We start from the raw sequence: 20,393 nt of genomic DNA on the forward strand, positions 1-20,393 counted from the left end.
ACTAGAAAGTCAACCTTTTTGGTCGATGGATATAGTGCTCGGACATGCTGCAATACAATGAGCACATATCCCACAAAGCCGAAATACTCAGCAACGAATTGCTTCCTCGCGCCAGTCGGAATTTGCATAGGTTGCTTCAGCGCTGAGTTGAAACGGGCACGGCTAAACTCAAACCCCACCCAACAAGGATCGCGGCGCTGGCAAAGTAGTTGGACAGCTCTTTCCACACGAGCATCGGCATCGTCGTCCGAGATGCCGACCCTTGCGCGCCATTTTGGACTGCGTATGTCGGTCATGTGGAGGTATTCCAGAGTCGGATTCCCCTGCAGTACACGGCGATCCCAATCCCTTGCAAAGATAGTGTCCCAATACTTGAGCGGTGCAATTAGGCCAGCGTTTACAAATACGTCTTGGTAAGTTTCGTCCGATGCTGCTAAGACAACGGCCACGCGAGATTCCTTATGCTGCAGCCCACAAAACAATGAGCGCGCCAACTCGACAGAGAGCGGTAAGCTAATCACTTACCCACCTCTCTGTCTGGGGCAATCTTTACACTTGCCAAATGATTCGACAAGTATATTATTGCCTCGAGGAGGGGGGAGGGGGAGGGGGGTACCTGCTGGTCCGACCACTTGCCGGCCCGCCCCGTTTCCGGCCGCCAGTTCTCGGCTTTGGCTCCAAGCCCCGCGAGCAGGCTTTGTGCTCAGCCGTATACTGGGCCGCTTTGCGCTTCGCTCGGAGGGAGACATGCTCGCGCGCGGCATCTTAGTTGGATTGTTCTGCGGCTTGGGCATGCTGGCCGCGCAGGAGAAGCCTATGACCACGGTTGTAGCCGGGCCGCCTTCGGCGGGGATCGCGCCGGCTTGGATAACCGCCGCGCAGCACAAGCTGGAAACTGAACTCGTCGCCAAGTACGGCGAAGGCCAGGGAGAACGCATTCGCCGCGGGCTGACGCAAGTGGCGGAGTTCTGGCGTTCCGAGGATGGCGAGCAGGCGGCGTTGGAATCCTTCGTCCTCGCCAATTTTGCCGGCGACCAGGCGGCCCTCGACACTGTCTTCTCCCGCTTCGAGAAGTTGCTCGAGCGCGCGGAAGGGCACCTGTACGAGATCGGCCGCGAGTTCCGCACCCAGGCCGATCTCGATCTCGGCCCCATGCTGCCGCTCGACGAAACCTTTGCCGGCTTCGATCCCGGCGCCCACGTCATCGACGACATGTTCCGAAACAAGCTGGCCTTCGTCGTGCTTCTGAATTTCCCGCTCACCACCCTGGAGCAGCGCCTCAATGAAGGCCGGCACTGGACACGGCGCCAGTGGGCCGAGGCGCGCCTGGCGCAGCGGTTCTCCAAGCGCGTGCCCGCCGAGGTCAACCAGGCGATCGCCCAGGCCCAGGCCGAGGGTGACCATTACATCTCCGAGTACAACATCTGGATGTACCACGTGGTCGGAGAATCGACGGCCGATAAATCTCAGCTTCGCCTGTTTCCCAAGAACATGCGCCTGCTCTCGCACTGGAATTTGCGCGACGAGATCAAGGCTGACTACGACGTTCCGCAGAACGGGCTGGCCCGCCAGCGCACCGTGCAGCAGGTGATGGAGCGGATCGTCATGCAAACCATTCCACAGGCCGCGATCAATAATCCGCAGTTGGACTGGAATCCGTGGACCAACCAGGTGAAGCCGGCGGCGGAGAAGGACAGCGACTTCGTTCCCTCGGCGGCGAAAGCCGCGACGCTCCCGAAAGATCTGAATGTGCGCGAGCCCGACACGCGCTACGCCATCCTGCAGAAGACCTACTTTGCGGCGTGCAAAATGGATCCCTACTCGCCCACGGCGCCCACGCACATCGCCCGCCGCTTCGACGAGAACCGTGAGATTCCGGAAGAGCGCGTGCGCAAGATGCTGGTGGATGTGATCACCTCGCCGCTGGTGCCGCAAATTGCCGCGCTCATCGAGAAGCGTCTGGCGCGTCCGCTGGAGCCTTTCGACATCTGGTATTCCGGCTTCCGTCCGAAATCGCAATACAGCGAGGCGCAGCTTGACGACATCGTGCGCCAGCGCTACCCGACCGCCGAGGCCTATCGCAGCGATATCCCCAACCTGCTGGTGAAACTCGGATTCGCGCCCGAGCGCGCGCGCTACGTCGCCGAAAATATCATCGTCGATCCGGCGCGCGGCTCCGGCCACGCTCTCGGCACCGGCATGCGCGATGCCAAGGTCCACCTGCGCACTCGCATTGAAAAGTCCGGCATGAACTACAAGGGCTTCAACATCGCGGTGCACGAGATGGGACACAACGTGGAGCAGACTTTCTCCATGAAAGACGTTGACCACTGGCTGCTCTCGGGTGTGCCCAACACCGCGTTCACCGAGGCCCTGGCGTTCGTCTTCCAGGCGCGCGACCTGGAATTGCTGGGCCTGCATTCTCCCAGCCCCGCCGACGAGGCCATGCGCACGCTGAACGATTTCTGGGGAACCTACGAGATTGCCGGCGTGGCGCTGGTAGACATGGCGGCATGGCACTGGATGTACGACCACCCCAACGCCACCCCGGCGGAACTGCGCGAGGCCGTCATTCAGATCGCCAAGCAGACTTGGAACCAGTACTACGCCCCGGTCTTCAAGAAGCGCGACGTGGTGCTGCTCGGCGTGTACTCACACATGATCGATTATTTCCTCTACCTGCCCGACTATCCCATCGGGCACCTGATCGCATTCCAGATCGAGGAGCAGATGAAGAAAGCGGGCAAAATCGGGCCGGAGTTCGAGCGCATGGCGAGCTTCGGCAGCGTCGCGCCCGACCTGTGGATGATGCACGCCACCGGGAAACCGGTCGGGCCGGAATCGCTGCTGGCCGCCACCGAGCGCGCGCTGAAAGAGGTCAATAGCGCAGTCCCGAAATGACGGCCGCGAAAATCGGAACCTGCGGCACCCCTCGCGCGTATCTTGGAGTGTCCTAGGGGAGGGGTAGGCGATGTTCTGTGATTCATGTGGAGCCGCTTTGCAGGCCGGACAAGGTTATTGCGTCCGCTGCGGCAAGCAGGTGATTGGCCCGGTGGTAGCGGGCAGCGGGCGCGTGGCCCGGCATACCCACCTGCTGGGAATTTTGTGGATTGCGTATTCGGCGATTTCGCTCATTGCCGGCGTTGTCCTGATGATCGTCTCGCACACCATCTTCGGCCCTTTTGGCCTGCCGCATATGCGAGGCGCTCCGCCGGTATTCGTTGGCCCCATGCTGTCCGTAATCGGCATTCTCCTGCTCTGCAAGGCGGGCGTCGGCATTGCCGCCGGCTGGGGGCTGATGCAGCGCGAAACCTGGGCGCGCGTGTTGACCATCGTCCTGGGCGTGATTTCGCTGTTCAACATTCCATTTGGAACCGCGCTCGGTATCTACACCCTGTGGGTGCTCGTCTCTCCCAATGCGGATGTTGAATACCACTCGATGGCGCGAGGCGCGGGACGCTAGGATTTTGTGAGTTGTTGACGCTCGAAATTGAAAAAATCAATCGGAAGAAAGCGACGCTGCCTGCTGCGCGCGGCGCGCCTGGATTTCGATATACACGTTGATCAGCGATACCGCCGCCGGCGTCACCCCTGGAATGCGGCTGGCCTGCCCGATGGTCCGCGGGCGCACTCGCTGCAGCTTCTCCTGCATCTCCCGCGACAGCCCGCTGACCGCGGAATAATTGAACCAGTCGGGAATGTTGCGTTGCTCCGCCTTCTTCAACCGCTCGATTGCCTTCTGCTGCTGGCCCAGGTAACCCGCGTATTTGATCTCGGTCTCCACCGACTTCAGCTCGTTGTGAATCGCCACCGGAAGCGCGTTGGGACCCGGCGCTACCGCGCGCGCGCAGAACGCCGGAATCTGCTTCACCAGCAGACTCTCGTCCTCCTGGCGCGCATCGCTCGTTGAGGATTGAGGCTCGGAAGCGCGGGCGAAGAAGTCGGGCAAGAGATCGCGCAGCACATCGACGAGTACGTCGATGGCGATTTCGGGCCGCTTGAGAAGCTGCGCCAAAGGCGCGCCGAGATTCGCTTTCAGGTCGGGCAGCGCCAGGTTCCTCGGCTCGGGCATTGGCCCGGGCTCGGGATGACACGCGCCGGCTGTCGCAGGTTGACTTCGGACCTGGGATATCTTCTCCAGCATCCCGTCACTGACCTTGGTCTTCTCCAGCACCTCTTTGAGGGCCTGCATGCGCTGCTGCTTGGCCAGGTATTCCGCCCAGGCATGGTCGGAGATCAGACCCACGCGGCGGCCGTATGGCGTCAGACGCCGGTCGGCGTTGTCGATGCGGAGGTGCAGGCGAAATTCGGCGCGCGAGGTGAACATGCGGTACGGCTCGTTGGTGCCCTTGCTCACCAGATCGTCGATGAGGATGGCCGTGTACGCCTCGGTGCGGTCGAGCACCAGCGGCGGCTCCTCTTTTACGGCCAGCGCGGCATTGATTCCGGCCATGATTCCCTGGCAGGCCGCTTCTTCGTAGCCGCTGGTGCCGTTGATCTGCCCGGCCAGGTACAGGCGCGCAATCTGCTTGGTCTCGAGCGTGCGCTCCAGTTCCGTAGGATCGATGGCGTCGTACTCGATGGCGTAACCGGGGCGCAGCATGTCCGCCTGCTCGAGGCCGGGAATGGTCTTCAGAATCGCCGCCTGAACTTCATACGGCAGCGAGGTGGACATGCCGTTGACGTAGATCTCGCAGGTGTTCAGACCCTCGGGCTCGAGAAACAGCTGGTGCGTTGTCTTGTCGGGAAACTTGACGATCTTGTCCTCGATCGAGGGACAATATCGCGGCCCGATCGACTTGATCTGCCCGCTGTACATGGGCGAGCGATGGACGTTCTCGCGGATCACGCGGTGGGTCTCCGCGGTGGTGAACGCGATGTAGCAGGGCACCTGGCGGCCGGCGTGGGCAACGCGGCGGGTGCGGAAGCTGAAGGGTGTGGGGTCGGCATCGCCGGGCTGCACCTGGAAGCGCGACCAGTCAATAGTGCGGCCATCGAGGCGCGGCGGCGTTCCCGTCTTGAGGCGGCAGCCGCGCAGACCGAGCCGCTTGATGTTTTCTCCCAGCAGGACCGATGCCGCCTCGCCGCTGCGTCCGGCGGGAATCTGCTGCTCCCCGCAATGGATCAGGCCATTGAGAAAGGTCCCGGTAGTGATGACGACGGCATCGGCGCCGATGCGTCGTCCATCGCGCAAAACAATGCCGCGGCAGAAGCGCCTGTCGCTGGTCATTGGTCGTTGGTCGTTGGCCTGCGCTGCGAACGACGAACGACCAGCGAGCAACGGCTCTTCGATGATCAAGTCCGTCACTTCCGCCTGCTTGATCTTCAAACTGGGTTGCGACTCGAGCACCTGGCGCATCTTGAGGCGGTACTGCTGCTTGTCGCATTGAGCGCGCGGCGACCACACCGCCGGCCCGCGCGAGGTGTTCAGGAGACGGAACTGTATGCCGACCGCGTCGGTGACCTCGCCCATGATGCCGCCGAGGGCGTCGACTTCACGCACCAGGTGACCCTTGGCGATGCCGCCCACCGCGGGGTTGCAGGACATCTGCGCAATCAGATCAAGATTCAGCGTGAACAGGGCGGTCTTCAGGCCCATGCGCGCGGCGGCCATCGCGGCCTCGCATCCGGCATGGCCCGCGCCTACGACTACGACATCGTATTGTTCGCTAAACCCCACGTGAAGATTGTAAATGGGTCTGCTTGCATTCGGCTATCGGCTGGTCGAATACGTCAGGATGCGTCGATACTCACAGTTGCTTGAGCAACACCTCAGCCTTGTTGATCCAGGGAATCTCGCGGCGGCGCAGGGGGCCGGAAAGGGTGGCACGCTTGTTGACGACGCGTTGCGCCCACTCGCGGGCCTCATCGCGTTTGCCCTGCGCGGCCAGGAATTCGGCAAAGCGAAATTGTGTTTCCGAAAGTGTGGAAGTGGTCAGCGCTTCGCGGAAGAGCTTCTCCGCCGTGTCGGGCTGTCCTGTCTGGGCGTAGGCGAATGCCAGCAAGCCCAAGGCGCGGCCGTAATCGTGCTTGCGATTCATGGCAATGGTCTGTTCGAGATCGGCGATGGCCTTGGAGGTGTCGCCGAGCGCCAGCGAGCAGAGGGCGCGGCCGTAGTAGGGATCGGGATGGTCGGTGCGCGGCGAGATGGCGCGGTCGAAGCCATCGCGTGCCCGCGCATAGTTTTGTTCCTGAAGGTAGAGGTCGGCGAGTTCCTCGTAGTTGCCGGCGGAAGGATTATCCAGCACCGCCGCCTCGAGTTCACGCAGGCGCTTGCGTTTCGCCATCCAGGAGGAAGAAACGCCGCCGGAGCGCAGCTCCGGCAGGACTTCCACGATGATGTAAACGATGGAGCCGACCGGCCCGAGAAAAATGATGAGGAAGAGCCAAAAATAGTTTCCACTGCCGCGCTTGAAGAAATGGACCAGAGCAAAAACCGTCAGCAGAAGCGGCCCGAGCGCGTAGATTCTCCACATGAAGGGCGCGACTATAGCACAGCAGATTTCCGCGGCGCTGTGCGCGGTACCAGCAGGTTCACGGTTTCATTCGACATGTAGAACGAGACGGGAAGCGTGCTCAGCAACTCGCCGTCGGCTTCGGCGTAGATATGAGTTTCCGGTTCCCGATTTCCAGTTTCGAGTGGGAGACAGCGGCATTCCGTTGCCCGCAGATTCTCGATGTAGCTGGAAGCGTAAGGCCGGCGGGTCCACACGCCCATCATGTAGCGCAGGAAAGAGAAACGGCTGCGGGTCTTGAACAGCACGAGCTGGAAGTCGGGACGAGTGAGCTCGGCGCCCGGAGCGAGCTGGTCGAGGAGGCCGCCGAAGTGAGTGATGCGCACGGCCAGCACCTCCGAGACCTGCTCGCGCCGCCACGGCGCGTCACGGTAGCGGAACTCGGCGGTGAACAGGGGGAAGGAGTGGCGGAGCCATTGTCGAGTGGATTCGGCGTAGTAGGCGGCCATGCCCCAACGCCGCTTGAAGGCGAGCCCCAGGCGATAAACCATCTGGGCATCGGCGCCGGCGCCAGCGGCAGCGATGAAGTAACGTTGTTCGCGGCCGCCGTCCGGGCGCGCGTACTCAACCCGCGCCAGGGGAATGGGGCAGATATCGGCCGTGGCAAGCAGCCGCGCCGCACGCGCCGGATTCGGGGGAAGCCGCAGGTCGTGTGCCAGGCCGTTGCCGGTGCCGAGCGGAACTACACCCAGCGCAACGGGTGTGCCGACTACCGCCGGCAGAACCTCATGCACGCTGCCGTCGCCGCCGCAGACGATTACGGAATCGCATCCGCGAGCCATGACCTCACGCACCTGGCCGGCAGCGCTGCCGGGCCCGCTGGTGGGTTCAATGACGACTTCAATTCCCGACGATTGCAGCGCCGCGGCGGCCGCCTGCACGTCGGCGAGGCGCCGGTCGCGGCGACGGCCTGATTCCGGGTTGTAAAGCAGCAGCGCGCGTCTCATAAGAACAGCAGCGACCGGCATTCAGTGTAACGAAAGGGCAACGCAAACCGGGCCGAATCCGTGCATTCGCAATGGTCGCCGGCAGTGATGAGGGCGCCGGTCTTTATAATTCATTTATGGGCACTGCCGCCAAGACGGTGCAGCACAAAATCGACGCTTTGCGCGACAAAATCCGCTACCACGAGCACCGCTACTACGTGCTCGACGATCCCGAGGTCAGCGACGCCGAGTTCGACCGCCTGGTGAACGAGCTGAAGAAGCTGGAGGCGGAGCACCCGGATCTGATCACGCCGGATTCGCCGACGCAGCGCGTGGGCGGCAAACCGCGCGAGGGATTTGTCAAAGTGCGGCACTCCTCGCCCATGTTGTCGCTCGACAATGCCTATAACGAGCAGGAATTGCGCGACTGGGACCGCCGCGTCCACGAGCTCAGCGGCGCAAAGGACATCGAGTATGTCTGCGAGCTGAAGATGGACGGGCTGAGCATGGCGCTGCACTACGAGAGCGGCCGCTTTGTCCGCGGCGTCACCCGCGGCGACGGTACGACCGGCGAAGACGTCACGGAGAATGTCCGCACCATCCGCTCGGTGCCGCTGGTGGTGAACCCGGCCGAGGGCGGCCGGGCTGCAACCGAACTCGGCCGGGCTGCAAAACACAAGCTGCCGGCGACGTTCGAAGTCCGCGGCGAGGTAATCATGCCGCGCAAGGCCTTTGAGCGTATGAACGAAGACCGGGAACGCCAGGGATTGCCCAAGTTCGCCAACCCGCGCAATGCGGGCGCGGGCGCGGTGCGCGTGCTCGATCCGAATATCACCGCGCTGCGGCGTCTCGATTTCTACGCGTATTTCCTGCTGGCAGGCGGGCGTGTCTACGGCAAAGAACACTGGGAAGACCTGGAGGCGCTGCAGGCGGCGGGCTTCAAGGTCAATCCGAAGCGGCGGCTGGCGAAGACGTTCGACGAGGTTTGGAACTTCATTCGCGAGTGGGAGGAGAAGCGGGAATCGCTGGGCTACGAAATCGACGGCATCGTGGTGAAGGTGAACCGCCTGGCACTGTGGAATGAGCTGGGATTCACGGGCAAGGCGCCGCGCTGGGCGATTGCGTACAAGTATGCGGCGCGCGCGGGCGTGACCAAAATTGAGGACATCAAGGTGCAGGTAGGGCGCACCGGCAAGCTGACACCGGTAGCGTGGCTGCAGCCGGTCCCGATCGGGGGCACCACCGTCAGCCGCGCGACGCTGCACAACATGGACGAGATCGAGCGCCTCGGCGTGCACGTGGGTGACACGGTGCAGGTGGAACGCGGCGGGGACGTGATTCCCAAGATCGTGAAGGTCATCGAGCACGGCAAGACGGAGCAGAAATTCCGCATGCCGAAGCGCTGCCCGGAGTGCGGCGGCCACGTGGTAAGGGTCGAGGGCGAGGCCGACCATCGCTGTGTGAACGCCAACTGTCCGGCCAAGCTGCGCGAGAGCGTTCTGCATTTCGCCTCGCGCGGGGTGATGAACATCGAAGGCATGGGCGACGTGATGGTGAACCAGTTGGTGGATCGCGGCCTGGTGCGCAGCGTGGCCGACATCTATGCGCTCAACAAGGACAAGCTGCTCAGCCTGGAGCGCATGGGAGACAAGTCGGCGCAGAATGTGCTCGAGGAGATTGACCGCTCCCGCAAACTGCCGCTGGAGCGCGTGATCTACGGCCTGGGCATTCGCTTTGTCGGCGAGCGAACGGCCGAATTCCTGACGCAACATTTCGGCTCGCTCGACGATCTTATCGAGGCGGCCACTTTGCCCGACGAAGCCGCGGCGCTGGAGAAACTGGAAGAAGTGGAGGAGGTCGGGCCGCGGATTGCCGCCAGCATCCGCGAATTCTTCGTGGAGCCGAAGAATCGTGAACTCGTGGAGCGCCTCCGCGCTGCCGGCCTGCAGTTCAAGGGCAAGAAGAAAGAACGCGGCACCCGGCTTGCGGGCAAGACGTTCGTCCTTACCGGCACGCTGCCAAAATACACGCGTGAGGACGCCAAAAAGCTGATCGAAGACGCCGGGGGCAAGGTGGCCGGCTCGGTGAGCAAGAAGACAGATTACGTTGTCGCCGGCGCGGAACCCGGTTCCAAGCTGGACAAAGCACGCGAACTCGGGGTAAATGTGATCAGTGAGAAAGAACTGGTAGAACTCTTGGGGGTAGGGTAGATGCTCCTGTTGCTTTCCATGATTCTGGCGGTGCTGCCGCTGCTCGGCATCGCGGGGCTGATTTACGTCAATCCGGAGCTGACGGTGGACAATCTTTTCATGTCCCTGATCCTGCTCACGATTTCGGGGGTTTTCGGCATTAACGTGCTGCTCGAACTGCGGGACAAGGGGCTGCCGCTGCCGCTTCTGGGCAAGAAGAAAGAACCGGGCATGGTGGCGGTCGGGGCCGGCCGCGCCTACGTGGTGATGGCGAGCGGGGAAACCAAGGAATCCGGGGTGGTAGAGCACGTCGCTTATTACGAGTCGGAGATTGGACGTCCGAATCGCTGCATCGTGACCCTGCGTGACGGCGCTAGTCCGCGCCTGCTGGTCTTCAACGGCGATGTGCGCGATCAGTTTCCGATCGGCGGGCGGGTCACGGTGAGATATCGGACGGGAGAGGAAGGCGCCGACCTGTTGGAGCGCAGGCTGGCGTAAATACAGAGAGGACTCCCGATGTGCCGGCACCGGGGCGCGGGGGAAGCAGCGCGGCTTAGTTCAGGGCCGCGATTTTCTTATCCAGCTCGGAAAGAGACTGCTGCAGCATCTGCGTGTAGCGCGGGTTCTGGCTCGAGGCCAGTTCGTGCGTCACTTTCGCGCGCGCCAATTCCAGATTTCTCTTTTCGATGATGTGCTGGACTTGATCGGCTGTGCGGGTCTTCACCGGTTCTACTGTGTTTCTTTCTTTTTCTTCAATTTGAGCTTCTACTGCCTTAGACTCCCAACCTCTTGCCATGGATCCATTCTACCCTGTTTTTCGACCGATATCAGTGCAAAAATTGCATCGTGTGACGACCTAAAGGACAATGTCCAAGCGTTTTTTCAGAAGAGGCGCTCCTGCCGCCGGAGCGTTCCAAAGGTCCCTACGTTGGTAAGCGAAAGAGAAAAGCGGAACTGATTTTCATTGCGCACGGAGCCCAGCGCGAACCGCCGGTATTCGAAACTCACCCCGCAGCAGTCCCAGTTGTAGCTGGACTGGAATGCCGAGTACTGCAGGAAGCCGGAGTTGATATCGAAGCCGACATTGGCGGCTGCGTTGATGCCGCGCTTATTGGGATGGCCATAACCGACGAGCCAGCGAATCTGGTTAAACCTGGTCGGCCCGGCAACGGGGGCGGAGACGAAAACCTCGCCCGGCACGTTCAGGTAAGCATGGCTGCCGGCAACGAAGAAGTTTGAGAACCGGTGAGTCACGAGCGTAGTGCTGGCCGTGATGAAGCCCTTCTTGGTGTCGTAATCGAGCTTCCATTCGACCTCGTTGGAGCGTCCGGGATAGGCCCGAACCCGGGAGATGATGGGGGAAAACCGGCGGGGATCAGTCAGGAAGGCGATGCCGCTGAATTCCGCGGTGGTGGTGAACACGTTGCGGCGGCCGGAGACCAGGGCATCGTCAAAGGTCGGGTCGAAGAAGTACTTCTGCGCGATTTCCCAGCTCAACACTTCGCGTGCCACCGGCGGACCGGGCTGGCAACCAGTTCTTGCGGCCTGCGCACGGCGTGGGGTCACTTCCGGCGCGGCGGGAAGCGGCACCTGCAGCGGCGCCTGCTCCGGTTGTTGCTCCAACTCGTTCGTGCACTCGGTGGACTTGCTGCCCTTGGCGTAGAGACGGTGAATCATCCCGTACTCGAACTCGTTGGTGTTGCTGAGGACGTCGCGCGCGTCGAAGCGGATAATGGCGGGAAAATTGTCGACGCCGGCGACGTAGCGGTACACCAGGCGCGGCTCGATGGTGTGCTTCAGGGTGTAGCCTTTGAGCTGGCGCTGGAAAATCCGCGACAGCGCCGGCGGCCGAACTTCGAGCGTGGTTTCCAGCGCACGGCGGTTGATGTCGCGGTCAATGAGCGTGCCGATCCCGCTGGTCGGAATAGCGGTGGTAGCCAGCCGCTGCGTGTAATAGGTATCGCGCAGAGCAACCTCGGGCCGGAAGCTCCATCCCGAGACGAGCAGCGGCAAGGCCAGCCTGGGTTCGAAATCCACGCGTCCCACCAGGGGGGCGGTCACGAACTCCGGTTCGCGCCGCGAAACACCCTGCACGGCAGCGTCGTAAGACCAGTAGAACGGCGAGGGGCCAAGCCGGCGATCCACGCTTCCCAGGTCGAGCGCGGGGGCGTGCAGGATGGTTACCAGGTCGCCACGCTGCGTGCTCTCGAAGTTCTGGTAACGCGAAGCGTCGAGATTGAAGAAGTAGCCGTTGTAGCTCTTCGAGAGAAACGCGTTGGAGCGGACTTCGGAATTCACGGCCAGGGTGAAACTTTCGGAGAAAGCCAGGCGGAAGACGAAGGAGCTGAGGTAATCGATGTCAACCACGGCTCGAAACCCGCGGGGCAGTTGGATTTCGCCGTTGGAGCGGACCTCTTCGCCTCCCTGGTCCACCTTAGGGAAACCAGTGCCGCGGTCGAGCACGCCAAAGTAGGTGACGTTGAAGTAGGAATTCTCGGTTGGCCGGGCGCGGAAATTGGCATGTTGCGACCATCCGCGCGTGGAAAAATATTCCGCCCCGATGGTCGCGTCCATTTCGCGATTGATTGCCCAGTAAAAAGCCTGGCCCAGGATCGTGCCCTTGCGCGAGGACTGCCCTATGGCGGGAATAAGAAAGCCGGTCTGCCGGCCAAGGCGGTCCACCGGGTGCTGCACGTAAGGAAAGTAAAAGATGGGAATACCGCCGAGGCGAAAATTGCTGTGGTACATGCGCGCCTCGTCGCCAACATCGACGATGATCTTCCCGGCGTTGAACGTCCACTTGGGATGCGGCATCTCGCAGGAAGTCACCACCCCATGGTGCACGACGAAGTGGCTGGGACCGTCTTTTTCCACCAGCGCCCCGGTAAAGAAAAACGGATTGGAGGAGGTCAGGACCACTTGTTGCCCGCGAAAGCGCGCGCCGATTGTGCCGCGGACATCGTAAAACTTGCCGCTGTCGGTGCGGACATTGTAGGTGGCGTGGTCGGCCTCGAGGTGCTCGTCGTGCGGGCCGCCGTCGAAAACCACGTGCCCGGTGGCGGTGATGTCGCCGGAGACGGTGTTGTAGGTCAGATCGTCGCCGCGAAGGAGAAAGCGGCGGAAGCGGATCTCGACATCGCCGCGCAAGCGATAAACGTCGCCGGCCTTTTCCTGTTGCGACGCCTGGATGGTGATTTCTTCGCCGGGCTCGTTGGGGCCGGCGAGATGAGGTTTCGACGGCGACTGCTGCGGGTCACGAGCGTCCCCCCGCGCCTGGCTTGATACTAACTTTGGAAGCAGCAACAGATGACAAAGCAACACTGCCGTGGTAAGCATTCGAAAGCGGAGTGTCATCTGCCGTTGGTCTCGCGGGTGAACAGGCAAGGTACCACGCGAGCAGCGGGAAGAAAAGATTGTGCCTCCGCTGCTCGCGGCGTTCTCCAACCCGGCAATGGCATGCCCCTTGTGCGGCGATCCGTGCACGTGTTCCAAGGGCGGCGCGGCTTCCAGCCTCATCGATCCCGAAGAGTATGACGTAAGCGAAGAGCGGTTCTCGGCCAGCCTGGAGGAGGACTCGGCCGAGCGTGCGCCGGGGGTAAGCGCGCCCGAGCGATACCGAGATGCGGAGCCATTGCGTAACCTGGTTGGACCAGCACCGGAGGCGAGCCTGGCCGTGGAAGAAGGGACATTGTGGAGAAATGAAGTAACGTCGCGGGTGGAGAGCTACCGGGCGCGGCGGCGGCGTCCGGTTCGCGAGCGGTCGCTGCCGCTGGATTTCGAACGGGCCGTCAATCGCGAAATGACGTTGGGACACCTGTCTTCCGAGGGAGACGAGGCAGACAGCCCGCCGGCCGACGATCGAGTGGAAACAGCGGATGAGATCGCGGCCGCGCCGCAACACGAGCAGGCGGCCAGCAGCGATCCGACGCCCAAAGCCGGTGAGCCGCTGCCGTCCGACCCATCCGAGGAATCCAACCTCATCGAGTTTCCGCGCCAGGCGATGCTGCCGGTGATGCCACCGTCATTCGAGGAACTGGCTGAGCCGGTGATCGATCGTCCCCGAATCCTGGAGGCGCCGGAAGAAGTGGACGCCGCCTCGCCTCTTGCCGACATCAGCGTCGCGCCGGAAGAAGAGGAGCCGGCGGTGGAGTTTGAACTTCCGCTGCAGGTTGCCCCGATGTGGCAGCGGGTGTTCGCCGCCATGGTGGACGTGGTGATCGTTCTGATCGCCACGGCAGTGTTCTTTTCCATAGCGTCAAAGATGGGTGTGCCGATGCCGCACTCCAAGACCGGGTTTCTGCTCGCCATGGCGCCGCCGGGCGTGCTGTGGGCGGTGTACGAATATCTATTCCTGGTGCACGCCGGGGTAACGTTGGGGATGCAGACGGCGCGCCTGCAACTGGTCACCTTCGATGGCCTGCGGCCGCGCCGCCGTACCCGCCGCGTTCGCGCCATCGCCATGGTGCTGTCAACCTTGTCGCTGGGCCTGGGGGTGATATGGGCGCTGCTCGATGAGGACACGCTGTGCTGGCACGATCGAATTACGCGAACCTACCTGGTAGCCGGGTCCTAATCATCCGCCCGGTTGCTGCATTCCTGGGTTGATCAGGTTGATCAACTGAACCAACGGTAGGGCGCGCGTCTCCGTATAATACCGTCATGCTCTCCATCCGACCGGCCACGGCCGAGGACATTCCTCTGATCCTCGCCTTGATTCGCGAACTGGCGGAATACGAGCGCGCGCCCGAGCAAGCCGTCGCTCGCCCCGAAGACCTGCTGCGAGATGGATGGGGGCCGCAACCCAAGTTTCGCGTGCTCATCGCCGAGTGGGACGATCGTCCTGCCGGCTTCGCGTTATTTTTCTACAACTACTCCACCTGGCAGGGACGACCGGGGCTCTACCTCGAGGATCTCTTCGTGCGTCCCGAGTTTCGCGGGCGGGGCATCGGCAAGGCACTGCTGGTGCGCCTGGCAAGAATGGCGGTCAGCGAAAATTGCGGCCGGTTCCAATGGGCGGTGCTCGACTGGAACCAACCGTCCATCGATTTTTACGAGGCGCTCGGGGCAAAGCGGCTCTCCGAGTGGCTCATCATGCGTGTGGAAGGCGAGGCGCTGCATCGCCTGGCGAAAGAGGACTCAACCGCCAAGGAGACGAAGGGCCACAAAGGACAAGAGATCACCGGGTGATCCTTCGCGGTTGAGGCTGCATGAGCGAACAACCTGTCAAAATCATCGGCGCCGGTCTGGCTGGATGCGAAGCTGCCTGGCAGTGTGCCCGCCGCGGCATCCACGTGGAGCTTTACGAAATGCGTCCGCGGCGCTCCACGCCGGCGCACCAGACCGCTGATTTCGCGGAACTGGTGTGCTCCAATTCGCTGAAGTCCAACTCAGAATTCACCGCGCCCTGGCTGCTCAAGGAGGAGATGCGGCGCGCGGCCTCGCTGCTGATGGACATTGCCAGCGACACTGCCGTACCCGCCGGCCACGCTCTCGCGGTCGACCGAGCCGTCTTTGCCGCCCAGGTCACCGACGCCATTTCCCACCATCCGCACATCCGGGTGGTGCGCGACGAAGTCACCCGAATCGACGAGGAGGGAGGGCTTACAATCATTGCCACCGGCCCGCTGACCTCGGACGCGCTGGCGAATGAAATCGCCCGCCTCAGCGGCAGCCATCACCTGTTCTTCTACGACTCCATCTCACCCATTGTCGATGCCGACTCGATCGATCGCTCTCGCGTGTATCTGGCCGCCCGCTACGGCAAGGGCTCTCCCGATTACATCAACTGCCCGATGTCGCGCGAGGAGTACGACCGCTTCTATGACGCGCTCATCCAAGCGCAGTCGGTGGAAGGACACGACTGGGAACACCTGAATTATTTTGAAAGCTGCCTGCCGGTTGAGGAAATCGCGCGCCGCGGCCGGGATACTTTGCGCTTCGGTCCCATGAAGCCGGTCGGGCTGGTGGACCCGCGCACGGGGCAGCGTCCATTCGCGGTGGTACAGTTGCGCCAGGAAAACTTGCGCGCCGACTCATACAACATCGTCGGTTTTCAGAACCACCTGCGCTTCCCCGAACAGGACCGCGTTTTCCGTCTCATTCCCGGGCTGGAAAATGCGCGCTTCCTGCGCTACGGCCAGATCCACCGCAACACCTATATCAACGCGCCGGCGCAGCTCACGCCCACGCTGCAGATGAAGACGCACGCGGGAGTGCTCTTTGCCGGACAGATTTCAGGGGTGGAAGGTTACGTGGAAGCGATTGCCACCGGTCTGCTGAGCGGATTGTTTGCGACGGCGCTGGCGCGCGGCGTGAATCCCTTGCCCGCACCGCGTTCCACCGCGTTCGGCTCGCTGGTCCATTACATTACCGGGAGCGACGCGCGCAACTTCCAGCCCGCCAACATCACGTTCGATCTTTTGCCGCCGCTGCCGACGCAGGGCAAGCCGATTCGCGACCGCGCCCTGCGCCATCGCCTGCAGTGCGAGTGCGCCCTCACGGAACTGGAAGTCTGGCTGCGCGACATCGAGACCCGCTTCCTTCCGCACCGCGCCGAGTCTCCCGCCCGCTTCGGCCCTACCCGCTCGACAAGGTTGAAGGTCTAGGGCAGGAGCCGGGAGCCAGGAATGATTTCCAGTTAGATGTGGATGGTTCCTTGCAGATAAAGTTTCACCTCACCAGCGATCTTGACGCGGTCGCCAACCAGCGTGCACCACATTCGGGCGCCCCGGGAACTGAGTTGCCGCACGCGAAATGTTTGTTTGCCCGTGCGTCCGGCCCAGTAGGGGACGAGTGTGCACTGGATTGAGCCGGTGGCAGGGTCTTCGTCGATCCCCTCGGACGGAGCGAAAAACCTGCACACATAATCGACATCATGGTCACCGGAAGCCGTAACCATTGCTCCACCACCGATGCCCATATCAACCTTGGCCAACGCAGCTATATCCGGTTTCAGGTTTCGCACTATGTCGGCGCGATTGGCGACAACCAGATAGTCGCGAGGGTCGCGCATTACCTCTGCTGTTTCCAGCCCCAGGGCGGAGAGCAGACCGGTTGGGATTTTGCACGGTGACGCCGGCCGGGAGGGGAAATCCATTTCAAAACGCACGCCATCGTGGTTGACCGTCAACAGACCACCGACGGTGTGGAAGCGAACCGGCCAGGTGTCATGTCCACGCAACGAAAGCGCATACGCGGAAGCCAAGGTTGCATGGCCGCAAAGGTCATCTTCCACAACCGGTGTGAACCAACGCAGGTCGAAATCGCCATCGGCGCGGGCAACCACAAAAGCCGTCTCGCTGTGACGGTTCTCGGCTGCGATTTTCTGCATGACATCCTTGGCGGGGAATGCAGGAAGAATGCACACACCGGCGGGATTGCCTGCGAACAGTTCGCTGGCGAAGGAATCGATGTGGTAATAGGAAATGGACATGCACAGCAAAGTATACGAGTCAGGGGCCCAGGGGTCAGGAATCAGGCTCCAGGACAGTCCGGAGCGAATTACAACTTTCAGATTTCAAGTGAGAGACTACTGCGCGATGATCTTCACGAAGCGCAGCTCCGGATATCCCTGGTCCCAATCGGCGGAGATGTGCTCGAAGATCAGCCGGAAATCGCGGGTCTGGTTAGGTGTGAGCGGCGCGGCGCTGAGCGGGGCGACATCGGGAATACCCTGGATGCCGGTGTGATAGAGCATCAAGGGCTGGGTCTCGCGTTGCACAATCTGCCCCAGGGAATTGCGGAATACCGATTCCACGGTTGCGCCGGTCATGGTTTTGCTGCCGACGTTAGTGATCCTGCCGTCCAGGTAGGTCACGCTCACGCCGACGAAGTTCGCCGCCGTGCTGAGCTTCAAATCGGACACGCGCAGGTACTCGGAGTAGGGATCGAGAGTTGCCGGCCCCGGCTGCTTTACGGGGCGGCCAAGAATCATGATCGCCGCCAGAGCGACTACGATCACCACCGCCCCGATCGCGAGCGGCAGCCATCGCCGTCCTGCTTCCTCCACGGGTGGCTGCGAGAACACCCCGCCTGTGCTCATAGGCCGAGGATTGTCGCTTGCCCACGGCTGGAAAAGCAACCGCGGCTTCGATTCCATAAGTGGAGGCGTGGTTGTCTTCGGGACGTGGTGCTCACAGAATCCATGCCGCACACCACCGCGCTGACATACAATAAGAACAACGGAGATTCCCTCGATGCGGCCACCGAAAGACGCGTATGGACGCCCCCAGCCGGGCGGTTCGCGGCAAAAACCAGCTTACGAGTCGCCGTTTTCACCGCGGCCGGCTTACGGTCAACCCACTACCCCGCCAAAACAGCAAAAGCACGCGCCCGCACAGCAGACCGGGAACGTTAAAGGCGATGTCATCTGGGCGCTGCGCAACGCGGGCGGCGGCATGTCCATTCACGATATCGTCACCAAGATCACGACCGCCGGAAAGCCTCGTTACGCCGAAACCAAAGTGCAAAACATTCTCGAGATACTGGTCCGCGACGGTAAGGTGAAGCAAGGCGAAGAGACGGGACGCGTCACCTATAAGTGGGCGGTGGAAGCGATCTGAAGAAGGTTTCGGAGGTTGCGGAGTTTCAAGCGGTTTCGAGTTTCACGTTTCAAGTTTCGCGTTATCTTGGTTCGCCTGAAACCCAAGATCTAGGCACCCTCCGAGCATTCGAAACCACCGAATCCGTTTGTTCCGAAGATTTCCTGCTGAACACAAACCCGGCCGAAGGCGGCCGGGCTATATAGTCTAACTTCTGATTACGAAACTTCCCCGCTACTGGTTATCGTTTCCTGCGCGCTTCCATGACATCAGCTCTTCCAGGGTGGTGGTGGCGCTCGATGCCGGGTGCTTGTAAGCTTCCACGTCGGCACGCGTCGCCTCCTCGCCTACCGCGCGCAAGCTGAGCCCGACCTTCTTTTCACCCGGGTTCATTTTCAGGATCTTGAAGTCGAACTCCTGTCCCGGCTCGAGCTTTGCCTGCGCTCCATGCTCGTCCACGGCTTCAGAATTGTGGCAGAGGCCCTCGACGCCGTCGGCGATTTCGACGAACGACCCGAAGGTGGCCACGCGCAGAACCTTGCCGTGCACCACATCGCCAATGCGATGCTCGTTGAAGAATGTCTCCCACACGTCCGGCTGAAGCTGCTTGATGCCCAGGGACAGGCGTCGGTTCTCGGGCTCGATGGCCAGCACCGCGGCCTTCACCTTGTCACCCTTCTTCAGCACTTCCGAGGGATGCTTGACGCGCTTGGTCCAGCTCAAATTGCTGACGTGCACCAGACCGTCGATGCCGTCCTCGATCTCAATGAAGGCGCCGAAGTCGGTGAGGTTCCGCACCCGCCCTTCCACGGTCGAGCCGACGGGGTACTTCTCGTGCAGCGTCTCCCAGGGATTCGATTCCAGCTGCTTGAGGCCGAGCGAAATCCGTCGTTCAGCGGGATTGACGTTGAGCGCCACCGCTTCCACTTCCTGGCCGACGGTCAGCATCTTCCCGGGATGCTTCATGCGCTTGGACCAAGTCATCTCGCTGACGTGTACCAGGCCTTCGATGCCCTGCTCCAGCTCGATGAAGGCTCCGTAATCGGTGATGCTGATGACGCGCCCCTTGACATGGGCGCCGATAGGATAGCGGTGCGCCGCGTCCAGCCAGGGATCGGGGGTCAGTTGCTTGAAGCCTAGCGACACGCGCTGCTTTTCCTTGTCGAACTTCAGGACCTTCACCTGGATCTGGTCGCCGACGTTGACCAGGTCGCGGGGGTGCGTCAGCCGGCCCCAGCTCATGTCGGTGATGTGCAGCAGGCCGTCGATACCGCCGAGATCGACGAAGGCTCCGTAGTCGGTCAGGTTTTTCACCGTGCCGGTCAGGACTGCCCCTTCGCTCAATTGCTCCAGGGTATGGCCGCGCTTCTCATTGAGGTCTTCCTCGAGAAGCTGCTTGCGCGAGACCACGATGTTGCCGCGTTTCTTATTCAGCTTGATGACCCGGACCTGCAACTCCTGGCCTTTCATGCCGTCCAGGTTTCGCACCGGGCGCAGGTCCACCTGGGAGCCGGGCAGGAAGGCGCGCGCGCCCTCGATGTCCACCGTCAGGCCGCCCTTGATGCGCTCCACGACCACGCCCTTGATGGGGGTCTTGTCGTTGTACGCCTTCTCGATGTCGTCCCAGGCGCGCAGGCGCGAGGCCTTCTGGTGGGAGAGCTTGGTATAGCCCTCCTCGGTCTCGCCCTTCTCGATCATGACGTCGATCTCTTGACCGGGTTCAACCTTCACGTTGCCTTCGTGGTCCTGCACCTCGGCGATCGGCACCAGTCCCTCGGACTTGAAGCCGACGTCGACGACGACGTGGGTGGGAGTGATTTTCAGGACCGTGCCCTTGATGACGCGGTCTTCATTGGCGGCCTGCTCAGCTGCCTGCTCGGCGGTGAAATTTTCCAGTGCGGTTGCGAAATCGTCGGTCATTTCTTTTTCATTTCGATTCTTCGGACCGCCGGGGGTCCTGGTGGGATGAACAGCGGGAGTTTCCGCCAGAGTGACCGAAGATGGCTGGGAGTTCGCGGTGGGCTCGGCAGGCGGATGGTTCGAATGCTGATCCGCAGCCGGCTGCGAGGAAGAAGTGTCGCTCTGGGCTGTGCGTTCGTCAAAAACCATATATCTTCCACCCATCGCACACTGCAGCGCGCGTATGGGGACCACGGATTTCTTACGGACTGCTGGCGTGGGTCGTCGGGGTGATTTGCCCGTTCTCGGGCTTGGACAATCCAG

The 20,393-nt window shown here is 61.9% G+C and carries 17 protein-coding genes; 8 read left to right on the forward strand and 9 right to left on the reverse strand.

The window, feature by feature from the left end; all coding sequences use genetic code 11:
* The coding region (locus tag VFI82_17380) for a hypothetical protein (protein ID HET7186457.1) at nucleotides 1–449 on the reverse strand (449 nt) is incomplete at its 3' end.
* Between the two features lie 250 nt (nucleotides 450–699).
* Between VFI82_17380 and VFI82_17385 the strand changes: the two genes are divergently transcribed.
* Complete coding sequence (locus tag VFI82_17385) at nucleotides 700–2,901, forward strand: hypothetical protein (GenBank protein ID HET7186458.1); 2,202 nt, start codon at nucleotides 700–702, stop codon at nucleotides 2,899–2,901.
* A gap of 70 nt (nucleotides 2,902–2,971) precedes the next feature.
* On the forward strand, nucleotides 2,972–3,463 hold the full coding sequence (locus tag VFI82_17390) for a hypothetical protein (protein HET7186459.1): 492 nt from the start codon (nucleotides 2,972–2,974) through the stop codon (nucleotides 3,461–3,463).
* 36 nt (nucleotides 3,464–3,499) lie between these two features.
* On the opposite strand, the gene mnmG is transcribed toward VFI82_17390, so the two are convergent.
* The 3 genes from mnmG to VFI82_17405 form a co-directional block, all read right to left on the reverse strand.
* Nucleotides 3,500–5,680, reverse strand: a complete 2,181-nt coding sequence (gene mnmG, locus VFI82_17395) for a tRNA uridine-5-carboxymethylaminomethyl(34) synthesis enzyme MnmG (GenBank protein ID HET7186460.1) — start codon at nucleotides 5,678–5,680, stop codon at nucleotides 3,500–3,502.
* Between the two features lie 70 nt (nucleotides 5,681–5,750).
* Nucleotides 5,751–6,476 (reverse strand): tetratricopeptide repeat protein, encoded by a 726-nt coding sequence (locus VFI82_17400; GenBank protein HET7186461.1) that lies wholly within the window; start codon nucleotides 6,474–6,476, stop codon nucleotides 5,751–5,753.
* Nucleotides 6,477–6,487: 11 nt separating this feature from the next.
* Nucleotides 6,488–7,462: a diacylglycerol kinase family protein gene (locus VFI82_17405; protein HET7186462.1), complete on the reverse strand. Its 975-nt coding sequence runs from the start codon at nucleotides 7,460–7,462 to the stop codon at nucleotides 6,488–6,490.
* A 116-nt stretch (nucleotides 7,463–7,578) separates the two neighbouring features.
* Here VFI82_17405 and ligA point away from each other — a divergent pair, with 116 nt between their 5' ends.
* Both ligA and VFI82_17415 read left to right on the forward strand, forming a co-directional pair.
* Entirely contained in the window at nucleotides 7,579–9,651 is a 2,073-nt protein-coding gene (gene ligA, locus VFI82_17410; GenBank protein ID HET7186463.1) for an NAD-dependent DNA ligase LigA, read from the forward strand.
* A complete protein-coding gene (locus VFI82_17415; protein ID HET7186464.1) occupies nucleotides 9,652–10,128 on the forward strand; it encodes a hypothetical protein in 477 nt (158 codons plus the stop codon).
* 55 nt (nucleotides 10,129–10,183) lie between these two features.
* Here VFI82_17415 and VFI82_17420 read toward each other — a convergent pair whose 3' ends face one another.
* The gene (locus tag VFI82_17420) at nucleotides 10,184–10,426 is read right to left on the reverse strand and encodes a hypothetical protein (protein HET7186465.1); all 243 of its coding nucleotides are present in this window, start codon (nucleotides 10,424–10,426) and stop codon (nucleotides 10,184–10,186) included.
* A gap of 86 nt (nucleotides 10,427–10,512) precedes the next feature.
* Nucleotides 10,513–12,966 carry an LPS assembly protein LptD gene (lptD, locus tag VFI82_17425; GenBank protein HET7186466.1) on the reverse strand — a complete coding sequence of 818 codons (2,454 nt, stop codon included), beginning with the start codon at nucleotides 12,964–12,966 and terminating at the stop codon, nucleotides 10,513–10,515.
* 79 nt (nucleotides 12,967–13,045) lie between these two features.
* Here lptD and VFI82_17430 point away from each other — a divergent pair, with 79 nt between their 5' ends.
* The 3 genes from VFI82_17430 to trmFO all read left to right on the forward strand — a co-directional run bounded on the left by VFI82_17430 (nucleotide 13,046) and on the right by trmFO (nucleotide 16,235).
* Complete coding sequence (locus tag VFI82_17430) at nucleotides 13,046–14,203, forward strand: RDD family protein (protein ID HET7186467.1); 1,158 nt, start codon at nucleotides 13,046–13,048, stop codon at nucleotides 14,201–14,203.
* A gap of 86 nt (nucleotides 14,204–14,289) precedes the next feature.
* On the forward strand, nucleotides 14,290–14,817 hold the full coding sequence (locus tag VFI82_17435; protein ID HET7186468.1) for a GNAT family N-acetyltransferase: 528 nt from the start codon (nucleotides 14,290–14,292) through the stop codon (nucleotides 14,815–14,817).
* 20 nt (nucleotides 14,818–14,837) lie between these two features.
* Complete coding sequence (gene trmFO / locus VFI82_17440) at nucleotides 14,838–16,235, forward strand: methylenetetrahydrofolate--tRNA-(uracil(54)-C(5))-methyltransferase (FADH(2)-oxidizing) TrmFO (protein ID HET7186469.1); 1,398 nt, start codon at nucleotides 14,838–14,840, stop codon at nucleotides 16,233–16,235.
* A 32-nt stretch (nucleotides 16,236–16,267) separates the two neighbouring features.
* Here the strand turns inward: trmFO and VFI82_17445 are convergent, their stop codons facing one another.
* Both VFI82_17445 and VFI82_17450 read right to left on the reverse strand, forming a co-directional pair.
* Nucleotides 16,268–17,062, reverse strand: coding sequence for a PhzF family phenazine biosynthesis protein (locus tag VFI82_17445; protein ID HET7186470.1), 795 nt, complete (start codon nucleotides 17,060–17,062; stop codon nucleotides 16,268–16,270).
* A 96-nt stretch (nucleotides 17,063–17,158) separates the two neighbouring features.
* Nucleotides 17,159–17,671: a DUF2393 family protein gene (locus VFI82_17450; protein HET7186471.1), complete on the reverse strand. Its 513-nt coding sequence runs from the start codon at nucleotides 17,669–17,671 to the stop codon at nucleotides 17,159–17,161.
* A gap of 154 nt (nucleotides 17,672–17,825) precedes the next feature.
* Between VFI82_17450 and VFI82_17455 the strand changes: the two genes are divergently transcribed.
* On the forward strand, nucleotides 17,826–18,191 hold the full coding sequence (locus VFI82_17455; protein ID HET7186472.1) for a hypothetical protein: 366 nt from the start codon (nucleotides 17,826–17,828) through the stop codon (nucleotides 18,189–18,191).
* Nucleotides 18,192–18,404: 213 nt separating this feature from the next.
* Here VFI82_17455 and VFI82_17460 read toward each other — a convergent pair whose 3' ends face one another.
* Nucleotides 18,405–20,294 (reverse strand): 30S ribosomal protein S1, encoded by a 1,890-nt coding sequence (locus tag VFI82_17460; protein ID HET7186473.1) that lies wholly within the window; start codon nucleotides 20,292–20,294, stop codon nucleotides 18,405–18,407.
* Between the last annotated feature and the right edge of the window lie 99 nt (nucleotides 20,295–20,393).

The organism is Terriglobales bacterium (genome assembly GCA_035691485.1).
Lineage (GTDB): Bacteria > Acidobacteriota > Terriglobia > Terriglobales > Acidobacteriaceae > JAIQGF01.

Excerpts from the sequence above, each read along its gene's own strand:
- VFI82_17390 (HET7186459.1), top strand. The coding sequence starts at position 2,972 with ATGTTCTGTGATTCATGTGGAGCCGCTTTGCAGGCCGGACAAGGTTAT.
- VFI82_17400 (HET7186461.1), bottom strand. The coding sequence starts at position 6,476 with ATGTGGAGAATCTACGCGCTCGGGCCGCTTCTGCTGACGGTTTTTGCT.
- VFI82_17405 (HET7186462.1), bottom strand. The coding sequence starts at position 7,462 with ATGAGACGCGCGCTGCTGCTTTACAACCCGGAATCAGGCCGTCGCCGC.
- ligA (HET7186463.1), top strand. The coding sequence starts at position 7,579 with ATGGGCACTGCCGCCAAGACGGTGCAGCACAAAATCGACGCTTTGCGC.
- VFI82_17415 (HET7186464.1), top strand. The coding sequence starts at position 9,652 with ATGCTCCTGTTGCTTTCCATGATTCTGGCGGTGCTGCCGCTGCTCGGC.
- VFI82_17420 (HET7186465.1), bottom strand. The coding sequence starts at position 10,426 with ATGGCAAGAGGTTGGGAGTCTAAGGCAGTAGAAGCTCAAATTGAAGAA.
- lptD (HET7186466.1), bottom strand. The coding sequence starts at position 12,966 with ATGCTTACCACGGCAGTGTTGCTTTGTCATCTGTTGCTGCTTCCAAAG.
- VFI82_17435 (HET7186468.1), top strand. The coding sequence starts at position 14,290 with ATGCTCTCCATCCGACCGGCCACGGCCGAGGACATTCCTCTGATCCTC.
- trmFO (HET7186469.1), top strand. The coding sequence starts at position 14,838 with ATGAGCGAACAACCTGTCAAAATCATCGGCGCCGGTCTGGCTGGATGC.
- VFI82_17445 (HET7186470.1), bottom strand. The coding sequence starts at position 17,062 with ATGTCCATTTCCTATTACCACATCGATTCCTTCGCCAGCGAACTGTTC.
- VFI82_17450 (HET7186471.1), bottom strand. The coding sequence starts at position 17,671 with ATGAGCACAGGCGGGGTGTTCTCGCAGCCACCCGTGGAGGAAGCAGGA.
- VFI82_17455 (HET7186472.1), top strand. The coding sequence starts at position 17,826 with ATGCGGCCACCGAAAGACGCGTATGGACGCCCCCAGCCGGGCGGTTCG.
- VFI82_17460 (HET7186473.1), bottom strand. The coding sequence starts at position 20,294 with ATGGGTGGAAGATATATGGTTTTTGACGAACGCACAGCCCAGAGCGAC.